Annotated in this window: 13 protein-coding genes and 1 tRNA gene; 7 read left to right on the top strand and 7 right to left on the bottom strand. The window is 66.1% G+C overall.

Translation table 11 applies throughout. The features are described from left to right. The first annotated feature begins 190 nt into the window (after positions 1-190). Together D0D37_RS13955 and D0D37_RS46585 are read left to right on the top strand one after the other, a co-directional pair. Positions 191-523, top strand: coding sequence for a hypothetical protein (locus D0D37_RS13955; protein WP_116200945.1), 333 nt, complete (start codon positions 191-193; stop codon positions 521-523). A gap of 156 nt (positions 524-679) precedes the next feature. Next, positions 680-2,008 (top strand): hypothetical protein, encoded by a 1,329-nt coding sequence (locus tag D0D37_RS46585; protein ID WP_162834229.1) that lies wholly within the window; start codon positions 680-682, stop codon positions 2,006-2,008. On the opposite strand, the gene D0D37_RS13950 is transcribed toward D0D37_RS46585, so the two are convergent. Beyond that, positions 1,973-2,575: an HAD family hydrolase gene (locus D0D37_RS13950; RefSeq protein WP_116200944.1), complete on the bottom strand. Its 603-nt coding sequence runs from the start codon at positions 2,573-2,575 to the stop codon at positions 1,973-1,975. The two genes, D0D37_RS46585 and D0D37_RS13950, sit on opposite strands and share 36 nt — an antisense overlap. Positions 2,576-3,077: 502 nt before the next feature. Between D0D37_RS13950 and D0D37_RS47910 the strand changes: the two genes are divergently transcribed. Next, complete coding sequence (locus D0D37_RS47910) at positions 3,078-3,788, top strand: tyrosine-type recombinase/integrase (RefSeq protein ID WP_244223505.1); 711 nt, start codon at positions 3,078-3,080, stop codon at positions 3,786-3,788. A 127-nt stretch (positions 3,789-3,915) separates the two neighbouring features. Here D0D37_RS47910 and D0D37_RS13940 read toward each other — a convergent pair. Further along, positions 3,916-3,997 (bottom strand) — tRNA-Tyr (locus D0D37_RS13940). Between the two features lie 118 nt (positions 3,998-4,115). Here D0D37_RS13940 and D0D37_RS13935 point away from each other — a divergent pair. Next, positions 4,116-4,607 (top strand): YajQ family cyclic di-GMP-binding protein, encoded by a 492-nt coding sequence (locus tag D0D37_RS13935; protein ID WP_009072171.1) that lies wholly within the window; start codon positions 4,116-4,118, stop codon positions 4,605-4,607. Between the two features lie 44 nt (positions 4,608-4,651). Here D0D37_RS13935 and D0D37_RS13930 read toward each other — a convergent pair whose 3' ends face one another. Then, positions 4,652-5,350 (bottom strand): hypothetical protein, encoded by a 699-nt coding sequence (locus D0D37_RS13930; RefSeq protein WP_116200943.1) that lies wholly within the window; start codon positions 5,348-5,350, stop codon positions 4,652-4,654. Between the two features lie 209 nt (positions 5,351-5,559). Between D0D37_RS13930 and D0D37_RS13925 the strand changes: the two genes are divergently transcribed. The 3 genes from D0D37_RS13925 to D0D37_RS13915 all read left to right on the top strand — a co-directional run bounded on the left by D0D37_RS13925 (position 5,560) and on the right by D0D37_RS13915 (position 8,331). Continuing rightward, positions 5,560-6,708: an exo-alpha-sialidase gene (locus tag D0D37_RS13925; RefSeq protein WP_116200942.1), complete on the top strand. Its 1,149-nt coding sequence runs from the start codon at positions 5,560-5,562 to the stop codon at positions 6,706-6,708. A 74-nt stretch (positions 6,709-6,782) separates the two neighbouring features. Beyond that, positions 6,783-7,664 (top strand): glucose-1-phosphate thymidylyltransferase RfbA, encoded by an 882-nt coding sequence (gene rfbA, locus D0D37_RS13920; protein ID WP_116200941.1) that lies wholly within the window; start codon positions 6,783-6,785, stop codon positions 7,662-7,664. 19 nt (positions 7,665-7,683) lie between these two features. After that, positions 7,684-8,331, top strand: coding sequence for a hypothetical protein (locus tag D0D37_RS13915; RefSeq protein ID WP_116200940.1), 648 nt, complete (start codon positions 7,684-7,686; stop codon positions 8,329-8,331). 63 nt (positions 8,332-8,394) lie between these two features. Here D0D37_RS13915 and lon read toward each other — a convergent pair whose 3' ends face one another. The 4 genes from lon to D0D37_RS13895 form a co-directional block, all read right to left on the bottom strand. Continuing rightward, positions 8,395-10,797 (bottom strand): endopeptidase La, encoded by a 2,403-nt coding sequence (lon, locus tag D0D37_RS13910; protein WP_116200939.1) that lies wholly within the window; start codon positions 10,795-10,797, stop codon positions 8,395-8,397. A 132-nt stretch (positions 10,798-10,929) separates the two neighbouring features. Then, positions 10,930-11,757 carry an SAM-dependent methyltransferase gene (locus D0D37_RS13905; protein ID WP_116200981.1) on the bottom strand — a complete coding sequence of 276 codons (828 nt, stop codon included), beginning with the start codon at positions 11,755-11,757 and terminating at the stop codon, positions 10,930-10,932. After that, positions 11,754-12,602: an SAM-dependent methyltransferase gene (locus D0D37_RS13900; RefSeq protein ID WP_116200938.1), complete on the bottom strand. Its 849-nt coding sequence runs from the start codon at positions 12,600-12,602 to the stop codon at positions 11,754-11,756. Before D0D37_RS13900 ends, D0D37_RS13905 begins: the two co-directional genes overlap by 4 nt. A 35-nt stretch (positions 12,603-12,637) precedes the next feature. After that, a complete protein-coding gene (locus D0D37_RS13895; RefSeq protein ID WP_116200937.1) occupies positions 12,638-13,579 on the bottom strand; it encodes a GNAT family N-acetyltransferase in 942 nt (313 codons plus the stop codon). Positions 13,580-13,800: the final 221 nt, after the last annotated feature.

The following is a 13,800-nucleotide window of genomic DNA, read 5'->3' as shown; positions in this document are numbered from 1 at the left end:
ACCCCCGAAGGCTGAGCCGTCTGATTTACAGGCTGACGGGAAGATGTGCCCTGACCTGCATATTTGTTCGGGTTCCGGCCTGCTGTGGGGCGGATGTGGGGCGAGCCTCATGGGTGAACGAATGAAGCCGCACTGAGCTGCGCCCTTAGTCCGATCAGGCCGCCAGGCTTCTATACGCCAAGCTGTAGTCATGACCTCGCAATCTACCGGTGACTCGCAGGTTGCTGACCGCCTTGCGAGCGTCACGCGTTCCGCGCTGATCCCAGACTCGCTGGTCGGGTCGTACTTCTACTCCGACGCTGCACGCAAGTGGCGCGGATGCGTCGTAGCGGAGCCCGCACCCGGCTACTACCTGGTCGAAAAGTTTGGCTGGGTGCTGGCTAACGAGTCCGTCGAACAAGCCTTGGTCAAGATCGAAGACATGCTCGACTGGCGCTTCTACGACTCTGCCGACTGGTTCCATAACTCTCTCGACGATGCCCGCTCCAGGTGGGGATACGAGACTCCGCATGCTGACGGCTGATTGAGGGCGCGACGCGCCCGCGAACGAACAGAACTTGTCGGTGGGCGGTGCCAGACTAGGCCGCACAGACAGTTGACTGCGGGGTGAGGAGCGAATGGCCTGCCTTGCAACGGCGGGCATCGCTCTACCCTTGTGAAGTTCGCACAGGAGGACGCAATGGTCGCAAAGTTTCGAACGATCGTTGATCTGCTAGACGCATTCTTCGGTTCAACATGGACTGCTGCTAGCATTGACAACCTGTCAAATTTCGATTTAGACGCCCTGGCTGGTGATGTGGATGACTTCTACAGGGAATTCGAGGTTCCGGAAGATTCTCCGCACATGCTGCGAACTTACAGTGGCGGCGCAACTTTTCCTGCCAATATTGGCGGCAGCGTAAACCCTGGGGAAGCTCAGGCTCTCTCGCGTATACAGCTCCTTCCTTTTGCGCATTCATCCGCCTTGTATGTCGATGAGATAGTTGTCAACTGTCCGCTAGACTCCCGCATATTTAATTTCAGGGATTTTGCCGTCCCCCGACCTTTTAGGTCAAAGGACGGGCAGATGGAAATTCAATCGATGTCACCAGCGATGCCCTATGGTGATGGATACGAGAAATCGCCCATAGAGGAAAGCCGTGAATCAATCAAGGCTGCGCTGTCTGATTTGAGCACGCTTGCTCCCGCAATACGGCAAGGCTGGATAATCCCAGTCCCCCATCTGCGGATATGGAAGTCTAAGACCGAGTCGGTGCGCGCTCAACTGCGACGCGACGTCATGAACCTCGACCTTCTTGAGGTTCTTGAGTCAGATTTTGAAAATCCGCCAGCAATGAATGACCTGGTCCGCGGTGCGCGGGTAGTTCCTGGAAGTGGGGTAGTTCCACAAGATTACGCGTTTTCGGTGGTGGAGCCTCCGATGATTTACTTTAACTACGGCCTTGCCGTTGTCGCGGAGACCAGGTCTCGGTTCCTGCCCGTGACAGACTCCGACCTTCGACTTTTGTATCAGCGAGTTGACCAGGCTGGCCGATTGAACCGGCAGGTCCGTGATGCGGTGGCTGTGGGGAGTCTGCGGCGAAACCTGCTGCCGCTTCTTGAGGAAGCATCATTTGACACGATATGCAATATCCGTAATTCTGAGGCATCGTTTAACGCCTGGCGTACCGAGATACGTCGCCTAGCTGACGGTGACGTGCTGGTGAAGCCTGAAGACATGCAAGAATACGAGAGCATTCTTGACGAGAAGATCCGCGAACACATCGCAAAGATCGAGCATGATATCGAGAAATCGCGTTCACTCAAGAACATGATGGCGGCGGTGAAGCCGACCAAGCTGGATGTGGCTCTAGCTGGGGTGGCATGGGCTGTGCCGCCGCATGCTTCTCCGCTCAAGCTTATAGCCGCAGTCGCCGCCCCCGTGCTCAAGGCTGCGCTGACGTCTCTGGTTGGAGCCAGAAATTTGCCAAGTTCAGTTATTGTTGAGCTGCGAAGGGCGTCCAAGTAGAGAATCGAAGTAATTCGCAGGTAAAGAATCGGCGAATTCTGTCATCTCTTCCGCTATTAGTGAGGCTCCGGCATTGACAAATAACTGAGCTTTTCCAGGCTTGTTGGCGAACCCGACAACCGGTGCGCCGACCGCGCGAGCAACCTCGATATCAGACAGTGAGTCTCCGATGTACAGCGTTTCGGCGGCCTTCCGCTCTGTCCCCAGCAGTGCAGTGTGGAACGGAAAGGTGTTCGGCTTCATCAGGTCGGGGCGCGCGTACTTGCGCCCCACGACTGGCGTGATCTGGCCCAGGAGGCCAGTGTTCTTGAGGTAACGCACAATCGCCTCAGAAGAGTTGTTGCTCAGGATTCCCGCTCCTCGGCCGGAGGCTAAGGCGGCGGAAATCGACTCCAGGCCGCCCGGTGTTGCGACGGCCTTATCCACCGCGTTGAGCTCGGCCGTGATGAGATCATGCTCAACGGCTTCTACCGCATCAGGGCCGTATCTTGCAGCTTCCTGCAGGACGGCGAGCGGGTCGTCCTGTCCACTGTCGTCGGCAAGTGGCGTCGCGCGAGGGCGAGGCATTCGACGTTGAGACAGGCTTGCCAGCGTCGATGCGCCGCGACGAAGTCGAGGTGAAATCGTGGTTCGAGTTCGCGTGCGAGTACGCAGACATGAAGTGGGACGACTCGTCGCCGAAGTACCGCAAGTCGCTGGCGGAATCACTGATGACGATTACCGTGCCGATGCTGCGCAGCACATACTCAGGTGAACCGGTGGTGCTGCGAACGGCGCTGAAAATCGCCTTCAACAAGAACGCCCGGGACCGAGGCCAAACTCCCGAGGTGAAGCACGCTCTCAGCTTTGCTGCCAAGGCGAGCAGGAACGTAGGGGACCTTGCTGACCCTGCGGTGCTTCGCGCCGTTCTCCGGGCACTGGAACTCAAGCTCGACGGCCAACGGGCCGCGACCAACACTGTCCGAATTCGACGGACGACTCTCGTCAACGCGATCACGTATGCGGTGGTCGAAAGGAAACTCTTGAAGTCGAACCCGTTGGAACCGTCACCACGAAGAAGCGGAAGTTTGTGCTGCACGAGGTCGACCCGCGCTCAGTGGTCAACCCGATTCAGGCCAGGACTCTGCTCAATGCCGTTGAGGAGACAGGGAAACCCGGCCCTCCGCTAGTCGCGTTCTTCGCGCTGATGTACTACGCGGCCTTGCGTCCTGAGGAAGCCCTGAACTTGAAGAAACCGGATCTGGACCTGCCGGAGTCCGGATGGGGAGACCTGAATCTCGGGAGTGCACGGCCGGAGGTTGACGAATCGTGGACCGACAGCGGGCAGGCATCCGAGGAAGGACCGTTGAAGCACCGGACGGAAGAGGAAGGACGGAAGGTGCCGTGCTCGCCAGAACTGACGGCCATCCTGCATGACCACCTGTCCCGGTTCGGCACCGCGCCGGACGGCCGACTCTTCCGCGGCGCCCGGGACGGCGGGCGAGTCGGGAGCACGGTCTACGGCCGGGTCTGGGCCGCCGCACGAGCCCGCGCCTTCACCGCTGAGGTGGCCGCAGGGCCGCTCGCCAAGCGTCCGTATGACCTCCGCCACGCCGCAGTGTCCACGTGGCTCAACGGGGGAGTGGAGCCGACGCGCGTGGCGAAGTGGGCGGGGCACAGCCTTTCGGTGCTGCTGCGCGTCTACGCGAAGTGCCTGGACGGCGGCGAGCAGACCGCGCGGGACCGCGTCGCGAAGGCGCTAGGCGGCCCGGAACGCCCCAAACCCCGTGGGCGCGAATAGGGCGCGGCTGTGGGGCGCATGTGGGGCGGACAGCCGGAACCGGCTGCACATGCCTGCACACAACCGCACAACACAAAATCACCCCCGTGACCGGTTCGTGCTGGTCACGGGGGTGATTTGGCTGGTGTGGCAGGTGAGGGATTCGAACCCCCGAAGGCTGAGCCGTCTGATTTACAGTCAGATCCCTTTGGCCGCTTGGGTAACCTGCCATGGCCGGGCGAACCGGCCGGGAAGAAGGATACCCAACGGTCCGGACGGCCGGTCAACCGGGATGCCCCGGCGCTACCCTGGTGGTCCCTGACGAGCTGAGACAAGGTGTGAGAACACGTGGCGGATCCCTCTTTCGACGTGGTGAGCAAGGTCGACCGCCAGGAGGTGGACAACGCGCTGAACCAGGCCAGCAAGGAACTCGGCACGCGGTTCGACTTCCGCGGCACCGGAACCGGCATCAGCTGGTCCGGCGAGGAAGCCATCGCGATCGAGTCGGAGACCGAAGAGCGCGCCCTCGCGGCGGTGGAGGTCTTCAAGGAGAAGCTGATCAAGCGGAACATCTCGCTGAAGGCCTTCGAGGCAGGCGAGCCCGCGATCTCCGGCAAAATTTACAAGATCAGCGGCAAGATCCTGCAGGGCATCGCGTCGGACAAGGCGAAGCAGATCGCGAAGTTCATCCGAGACGAGGGCCCGAAGGGCGTACAGGCCCAGATCCAGGGCGACCAGCTGCGGGTGTCGGGCAAGAAGAAGGACCAGCTGCAGGAGGTGATCTCGTTGCTGAAGGGCAAGGACTTCGAGATCGCTCTGCAGTTCACCAACTACCGGTGAGCTGTCGGCGCTGCGGGCGCCCGGGTGTCCGCAGCGCCACCGCCTCACGAGGCGGTGAAAGTCCAATCCCCGTCATAAGCCTCCACCGCCACGAACGCCTGCCCGTGCAGCGGAAACTCCCCGTCATACGGAATGAGCTGGTTCACCACCAGGTCGAGCCTCCCGTCGCACAAAGTCCAGACCCCGGTGTGGCCCCGCGAGTTCGTCGTGAACTTCCCGCGCGTCATGCCCGCCGGGATCGCCAGCACCGCGTCCCCGTGTGCGCTGTGCGGTTTGCCTGCTTCGACGCTCGGCAGGCCGCGGTAGTCGGTGATCGTCGCGGTCCAGGCGGCGTCCGCGGTGATGTCCAGTTTGTGCACCCACTTGCCGCCGAGCGAGACGTTGAACCAGGCCGTCCCGTGGTAGGGGTCGCTGGCGTTGACCAGCAAGCTTTCCGTCCCGTCCGTCTTCACGGCGATGTGGCCGTCGCACTTCGGACAGTCGAACTTGAGGAAGCCCGCGACGCCGGAAGGCCAGTTCAGCGGCACTGTCGCGTTGCCCTTGCCCTGGTGGGCTTCGGTCGGAGCGTCGACGAACCGGGGCTCGTCCAGCTCCGGCGGCGGGAGCACCGGCGCGGGGACGTGGCTGGGCTCCTCCGGCAGCGGGCGCACGATCGCCCCGATGCCGGACGGCTGCAGCGAGCACGAGGCAGCGAACGCCACCACCGCGCAGACAGCGGCTAGACGCCCGATGGCGCGGCGCATGGTTCCCCCCTAGCGGGCCCCGACGGGGCCTCCGGATGATCTTTCGTCACGCTCCGCCCGGTCGTTACGCGGCGGGTGTCCCTGAACAGCCCAGCGATCTCCTCGAAGGGGTGGAATCACGCGGGTGACCAGGCGAAATCGATGGTGTCGAGGCGACCACGTGGTGTAATCGCGCGTCTGGTCGTGAGAGTCGTGAGAGGAGTTTCTGGATGCGCCGCTGGACTCCCGTGCTGGCCTTCCTCACCTCGCTGGCGGTCCTCGCGACCGTGCTCGCGCCGGTCGCGGAGGCAGCGGGCAAGAAGCTGCTCGTACCCGGTTTCGGCTCGTACCCGCGGCTGGTGCGGCTGGAGTACTCGCCGTTCGGGCGCGGGAACATCATCGCGGCGCTGACCAGCGAGGACGGCAACGGCCGGTTCGCGCCGATCCTCGAAAGCACCGACGAGGGCGAGAGCTTCCACCAGATCAGCGAGATCCGCGACCCCGACGCCAAGTTCGGCCAATGCTGCGGAACCCTCTACGAACTGCCGCAGCGGGTCGGCCGGATGCGGGCGGGCACGCTGCTCTGGGCGGCGACCTACCGGCAGGACTCCGGCCCGCAGCGCCGGATGGGCATCAAGGTGTGGGCGAGCCGCGACGGCGGACGCAACTGGCAGTACCTGTCCGAAGCCGCGCTCTCGCACAACCACGACGGCATCTGGGAGCCGGAGTTCACTGTGGACGCCGGCGGCACGCTCTGGCTGCACTACGCCGACGAAACGCAGGCGCCGAAGTACGGCCAGGTGCTCAACCGCGTCGCCTCGACCGATGGGGTCAACTGGGGCACCAAGCAGCTCACGATGGCCATCGAACCGTCCCGGGTGCGTCCGGGCATGCCGAACATCCGCAGGCTGCCCGACGGCCGGTACTGGTTCGGCTACGAGATCTGCAACTACCGCGACCGCTACTGCGACCCGTACTACAAAATCTCCGCCGACGGCGCGAACTGGGGCGACCCGGCCGATCCCGGCACCCGCGTGAACACCGCGAGCGGCAACTACTTCCAGCACGCCCAGACCACCACCCTGTTCCCCGGCGGCCCGAACGGCGTGCGGCTGGTGATGGTCGGCCAGATCTACACGACGGCCGACGGCGCCCCGGTGTCCGGAAACGGGCAGACGCTGCTGGCCAACGACAACTTCGGCGCCGGGAACTGGTACGAACTCCCCGCGCCGGTGCACATCAGCGGCATCTACAACAACTACTGCCCCAACTATTCGTCCACGGTGCTGCCGGTCGACGGCGGGAAGAACGTGCTGGAGATCGCCACCGAGTACGCGAACGGCTGCCAGGCGTATTTCGGCAAAGGGCCGGCGTTCTGAGTTGAGGGAAGCCCCAGACGGCCTCGACGCTCACTCGGTACGGTGAACACCACCACCGCACGTGAGGAGGGGCTGTGAAGGGCATCGTGCTCGCCGGAGGCAGCGGAACCCGTCTGCATCCGATCACGCAGGCCGTGTCGAAGCAGCTGCTGCCGGTCTACGACAAACCGATGATCTACTACCCGATCTCGGTGCTCATGCTGGCCGGGATCCGGGAGATCCTGATCATCTCGACGCCGGCGGACCTGCCGAACTTCCGCCGCCTGCTCGGCGACGGCAGCCAGTTCGGGCTGTCCTTCTCGTTCGCGGAACAGCCGAGCCCGAACGGTCTCGCCGAAGCGTTCGTGATCGGCGCGGACTTCGTCGGCGACGATTCGGTCGCGCTGGTCCTCGGCGACAACATCTTCTACGGCCAAGGCTTCTCCACGACCCTGCGCACCGCGGCGACCGACCTCGACGGCTGCGTCCTGTTCGGCTACCAGGTCAAGGACCCCGAGCGCTACGGCGTCGGCGAGGTCGACGAGAACGGCACCCTGCTGTCCATTGAGGAAAAGCCCGAGAAACCGCGGTCCAACAACGCGATCACCGGGCTGTACTTCTACGACAACGAGGTCGTCGACATCTCCCGCAACCTGAAGCCCTCGGCGCGCGGCGAGCTGGAGATCACCGACGTCAACCTCTCCTACCTGAGCCGCGACCGCGCCAAACTGATCGAGCTGAGCCGCGGGTTCGCGTGGCTCGACACCGGCACGCACGACTCGCTGCTGGAGGCCGGTCAGTTCGTGCAGGTGCTGGAGCACCGGACCGGCGTGCGGATCGCGTGTCTGGAAGAGGTCGCGCTGAAGATGGGCTTCATCAGCGCGGACGAATGCCACGCGCTGGGCACCAAACTGGCCAAATCGGGGTATGGCGAGTACGTGATGAACGTGGCCCTGCTCGCCGGGGCGCAAGGCTGATTCCTTCTGGAGGGGAATTGTGAGCTATGACCTGGGGGTCTGGGCTGGCGACGCCGATGATCCGCAAGCCCGCTACGCCAGTCTGTGCGAAGGCGCGGGCCCGGCTGACTCGTCGCTTGACGGGTTCTACCGCGACCTGACCGCGAAGTACACGGAGCTGTACGAGGCCGAGGATCCCGAAGAATCCCCGTGGAACGCGGCGATCGAGCGCTCGGGCGATGGTGCGGTACTGGCGATGCAACACTCGCGCGCGGCCGTGGTGACGCGCGTTGTCCTTGACCTGGCCCGAAAACACGCCCTGACGGTGTTCAATCCGCAGAGCGGCGAGGTGCATCGGCCGAACGTGCTGGACCTGACCATGTGCGACGGCTCCCGGGTGGAAAACCCCGACGCGGCGGGCATCAAAGCGGCGCTGGGACGGTTGTCGGCGAAGAATTGGTACGCCGTCTTGGAACGCGGCGACTGCTATGTCCAAATTGGACAAGGAAAGTTTGCCGCGGCACCGAAGGGGAAGTTCGCACTGGAGCGCCGGGACGGGTCGCCGGAGCGGCATTACCGCACGGAGGCCGGAAGCCTGGCGGAGGTGGTGACCGCGTTCACCGGCTTCGCGGCAGAGGACTCTTCGTGGGTGGAAGGCTTCGCATGGGAGAAGGTCGACTTCTCCTGACGTGCCGTGAAGGACTCCTTGAGGGAATCTGATTCCCTCAAGGAGTCCTTCACGGATCTACGGTCAGGCCGCCTGCGGAACCGCAGCGGAAGCCGGAGTCAGCGCCAACTCCAGCACCTCCCGCACATTAGCCACCGCATGCACCTCCAGCTGCGACAAAACCTCAGCAGGCACGTCATCCAGATCCGGCTCGTTCCGCTGCGGGATGATCACCGTCTTCATCCCCGCCCGGTGCGCGGCCAGCAGCTTCTGCTTCACCCCGCCGATCGGCAAGACTCGGCCAGTCAGCGAAACCTCGCCGGTCATCGCCACATCAGCTCGGACCACCCGGCCCGACAGCAGCGACGCCAGCGCCGTCGTCATCGTGACGCCCGCTGAAGGCCCGTCCTTCGGCACCGCGCCCGCTGGGACGTGCACGTGGATTCCCCGCTCTCGCAGGTCTCCCACCGGCAGTTCCAGCTCCGCACCGTGCGAGCGCAGGTACGACAGCGCGATCTGCACCGACTCCTTCATCACGTCACCCAGCTGCCCGGTCAGCTGCAGGCCCGAGGCCCCGCTCTCCGGATCGGCCAGCGACGCCTCGATGTACAGCACGTCCCCGCCAGCGCCGGTGACCGCCAAACCCGTTGCCACGCCTGGCAAAGACGTCCGTTGGGTCGCCGTCGGCAGCGAGGATTCCGGCACGTGCCGCGGGCGGCCGAGGTAGGTCTCCAGGTCCGCAGCGGACACCGACAGCGGCAGCGAGACCGAACCCAAAGCCACCTTCGTCGCGATCTTCCGCAGCACCTTCGCGATCGTCCGGTTCGCGTCGCGCACCCCGGCCTCGCGGGTGTACTCGGCGGCGATCCGGCTGAACGCGTCGTCGGTCAGCACCACGTCGCCGGACGCCAGACCGGCTCGCTCCAGTTCGCGGGGGAGCAGGTGGTCCCGCGCGATGGTGACCTTTTCGTGCTCGGTGTAACCGTCCAGCGTCACCAGTTCCATCCGGTCCAGCAGCGGGCCGGGGATGGTTTCCAGCGCGTTGGCCGTCGCCAGGAAGACCACATCGGACAGATCCAGCTCGACCTCGAGGTAGTGGTCGCGGAACGTGTGGTTCTGTTCCGGGTCCAGCACTTCGAGCAGCGCGGCCGTCGGGTCGCCGCGGTAGTCGGCTCCGACCTTGTCGATCTCGTCGAGCAGCACGACCGGGTTCATCGAACCGGCTTCCTTGATCGCCCGCACGATCCGGCCCGGCAGCGCGCCGACGTACGTCCGGCGGTGGCCGCGGATTTCCGCCTCGTCCCGGATGCCGCCCAGCGCGACGCGCACGAACTTGCGTCCCATCGCCTTCGCCACCGACTCGCCCAGCGACGTCTTGCCGACCCCGGGAGGACCGGCGAGCGCGAGCACGGCGCCGGAACGCCGTCCGCCGACCGGGCCGAGACCCGATTCCGCGCGGCGCTTGCGCACGGCCAAGTACTCGATGATCCGTTCCTTGACGTCGTCCAGGCCCGCGTGGTCCGCGTCGAGCACGGCCCGCGCGGCGGCGATGTCGTAGACGTCCTCGGTCCGCTCATTCCACGGCAGCTCCAGCACCGTGTCGAGCCAGGTCCGGATCCAGCCGCCTTCCGGCGACTGCTCGGACGTCCGCTCCAGCTTGTCGACCTCGGCCAGCGCGGCCTTGCGCACCTCGTCGGGCAGGTCGGCGGCTTCCACGCGGGCGCGGTAGTCGTCGTCGGCGGCGGTGCCGTCGAGTTCGCCCAGTTCCTTGCGGATCGCTTCGAGCTGGCGGCGCAGCAGGAATTCCTTCTGCTGCTTCTCCATCCCGTCGGCGACGTCCTTGCGGATGGTCTCGGTGACCTCCAGCTCGGCCAGGTAGTCCCGGCTCCACTCGAGGGCCTTCTCCAGCCGGACGCTGATGTCGAGCGCGCTCAGCAGTTCCAGCTTCTGGTCGGTGGACAGGTACGGCGCGTTGCCGGCCAGGTCGGCGATCGCGGAAGGCTCCTCGACCTGCTGGACGGCGTCGATCATCTGCCAGCCGCCGCGTTGCTGCAGCACGGAGATGACCACGGCCTTGTACTCCGCGGCGAGCTGCGCGGTGCGGTCGTCGGAAGTTTCCTCAGCGGCGTCGGCGTGCACCCAGCGGGCCGCGCCGGGGCCGTCGGCGATCCGGCCGACGACAGCGCGCGAGGTGCCGCGCAACAGCACCGCGGACTTGCCGCCGGGAACGCGGCCTATCCGTTCGACGGTCGCGACAGTGCCCAGTTCGGCGTACTCGCCGTGCACGCGCGGGACGATCAGGACTTCGGCCTTGCTCGCCGCGCCCGAGCGGATGCCGGGGAACGACGCGGTCGCGGGGGACTTGGCCTGTGCGGACTCCACTGCGGCCCGGGTCTCTGCGTCGCCGAGGTCGAGCGGGACCACCATGCCCGGCAGCACGACGTCGTCATCGAGCGGGAGGACGGGCAGGAGGCGGGGGTCGGTCATGTGCACTCCTCGAATAAGTTGAGTCTAAGGTGCTCAACTCTCCGAAGGGTGGGTTTGTTTCCCAGGGAGTGTTCGCTGGGAGAGAAGTCAGGGGTCGTGAGTGGCGTTGCCGGTTAGAACCGTCATCGCCACTCACGACGGTTTCTGCGCTACGGCACCCCAGCCGAACGGCCGGACCTCGGCGGCGAACTCCGTCACCGCTTCGTCCGGCCGCCAGTCCGGCAGCGCGCTCATCCCCGGCTCCAGCAGCGGCCAGCCGCCGAAGAACGGCCGGATCTCGTCGTCGGAGCGCAGGTACGCCGGGTTCGACGTGTCCCGGTACGCGTCGACGAACGCGCGGACTTCGGCGGCCCGCTCCGGCGGCGCGTCGTCCCGGCAGGTGCCGTGCGTGACGGCCAGCCACGAACCGGGCGCGAGCTGGTCGCGGTAGGTCGCGACTAGCTCGTCCGGCCGGTCGCCGGGGCCGAGGAAGTGCAGCACGGTGATCATCAGCAGGCACACCGGATGCGACCAGTCGATCAGCTCCTGGGTGACCTCGTCGGCGAAAATCGCCTCCGGATCGCGGATGTCGCGCTCCACGATCCCGGCCCACTCAGTCGCGTTCTCGTCTTCGAGGATCACCCGCGAATGGGCCGCGGCCACCGGTTCGTAGTCGACGTACACGACCGTCGCGGGCAGGTGGTCGCGCACGATCTCGTGCACGTTGCCGGCGCTCGGCACACCCGACCCGAGGTCGACGAACTGCCGGATCCCCGCGTCGAGCGCGGCCCGGACGACCCGGTTCATGAACGCCCGGTTCTCCCGCGACATCGGCCGGATCAGCGGCCACACCTTCTCGACGCGGCGGCCGAATTCCCGGTCCACCGCCCAGTTCTGGGTGCCGCCGAGGTACCAGTCGTAGATCCGCGCCGCGGACGGCTTGTCGACGTCCACGCCCCGCGGCGCGTCAGGCGCGGTCACGGCTTGCGCGCCACCGCGCACCACGCGAACGGGCGGGCCTCCGCCTCGACCGCGTTCAGCTCGCGCTCCGGCCGCCAGTCCGGCAGATGCGTGATCCCCGGTTCCAGCAGCGGCCAGCCGCCGAAGAACGGCTCGATCTCCTCGCGGTCGCGCAGCCACATCGGGTTGCTCGTCTTGCGGTACTGCTCGACGAACCAGCGCAGCCCCTCCAGCGCCGGACCGCTCCCGTCGCCCTCGCTCATCTGCGAGATCGCCAGCCAGCTGCCGGACACGAGCTTGTCCCGGTAGGCGCGCACGATGGCGTCCGGATCGTCGTCCGGGCCGACGAAGTGCAGCACCGCCATCAGCATCACGCACACCGGCTTGTCGAAGTCGATCAGCTCGCGGGTGCGCGGGTCGCTCAGCACGGCCCGCGGGTCGCGCAGGTCGGCCTGGACGATGCCGGCCCAGTCGGTGGCCGCCTCGTCTTCGAGGATCAGCGTCGCGTGCGCCACGGCCACCGGCTCGTAGTCGACGTAAACCACGGTGGCCTCGTCGTCGTCGCCGAGCGCGGCCTCGACCACCTCGTGCACGTTGCCCGCGGTCGGCACGCCGGAGCCGAGGTCGAGGAACTGGCGGATGCCCGCGTCCAGCGCGGCTCGCACGACGCGGTTCATGAACTCGCGGTTCTGCTTCGCGCCGGGCCGCGCGAGCGACCACATCTTCTCGACCTTGCGGCCGAATTCCCGGTCCACCGCCCAGTTCTGTTTGCCGCCCAGGTACCAGTCGTAGACCCGCGCGGCCGAGGGTTTCTCGACATCGACGCCTTCCGGTGCTTTCGGCGCGGCGTCGGGCTTTTCGGTCACTGGGACTCCCCTCGAATGGGCCGTACCGCGCCAGACTAGCGAGAACGCACGGCTGGCCGGCGTTGCCAGCCGGTCCACAGCGGCCGGTAGCCCTGCGCGTACCAGAACGGCGTCGACCGCGGATTCGCCACGGCGTGGTGCAGCAGCACGACATCCGCGCCCGCCTCGTCGAAGACCTGGTGCGCGTGCGTGGCCAGCGCGGTGCCGACACCCGACGACCGAGCCGCCTCGGACACCGCCAGCGACGACAGGTAGCCCACCCGGGAAGCGGCGACCCGATGCCGGATCCACCCGGTCTCGTCGGGCAGCTGCAGCACGACCATGCCGAGCGGCTGGCCGTACAGCTCCGCGATCCACACCTGCGGCTCAGGCCGTTCGAGGTGGTGCAGCAGTTCCTTGGTGATCAGCTCCTCGACACCGGGGCGGAGCGTGATCCGGCCGAACTGCGCGTCGTAACGCTGCAATTCCAGCTGCAGCGTTACCGCGGTGGAGAGGTCGTCCGGCGTCGCGTGCCGGATGCAGACGCCGGGCGTCGCGTCGGGCCCGGCGGCCATCCGCTGTGCCGGGCGGACCGCCAGCACGCCCACCGGGGCGAAGCCGTGCCGGAGAAGTTCGGTGGCCCCGGCGGTGTCGCGGCTGGGCCGGGAGAGCACTGCGGCGCACTCCGTATCCCCCACTCGGGCGAGGGACCGCAGGTGTTCATCCCATCGAGTGAGCAGGGCGTCGAGCCCGGCGGCCGGATCGGGACCGGCGAGCTGGACCTCCAGCCGGTGCTCGACGAGCGCCCGCCACATCGACTGCGGGCTGTCCGGGCCGAGTCCGGTGCAGGTCGTCAGACCGGCCGCGGTGGTGTCGCCGACCTCGGCGGAAAGCAGGGCGGAATCCCCTCCGACCTCGAAGGGGAGCGGCGCGGGAAGCAGCGCGTCCACCGTGGCGATGCGCGCCGCATGGCCGGTGGCTGTCACGTCGTTGTGCATGTCGCCATTGTCCGCCGACCCAGCCGGAAAAGACCCCCAGAACACTCCCCGGCCCGGGGGTTCCGGGGTGAACCGGGAGTTTCACTCCTTGGTCCACGCAGGTCAGAGAAGAACGCCCATTGTTAACCCTGGGGTGATCTCCTACTGTCTCGAAAGGGACGTCGGTACGCCCTACGGGGTAAGGTGGCGCCCTCGCCCACACCTGACGTCACGGACGAGCG

This window comes from Amycolatopsis circi (assembly GCF_003385235.1).
GTDB lineage: Bacteria > Actinomycetota > Actinomycetes > Mycobacteriales > Pseudonocardiaceae > Amycolatopsis > Amycolatopsis circi.
The sequence above is the reverse complement of the archived record's forward strand: the minus strand, read 5'-3'. Positions and strand labels throughout refer to the sequence as shown.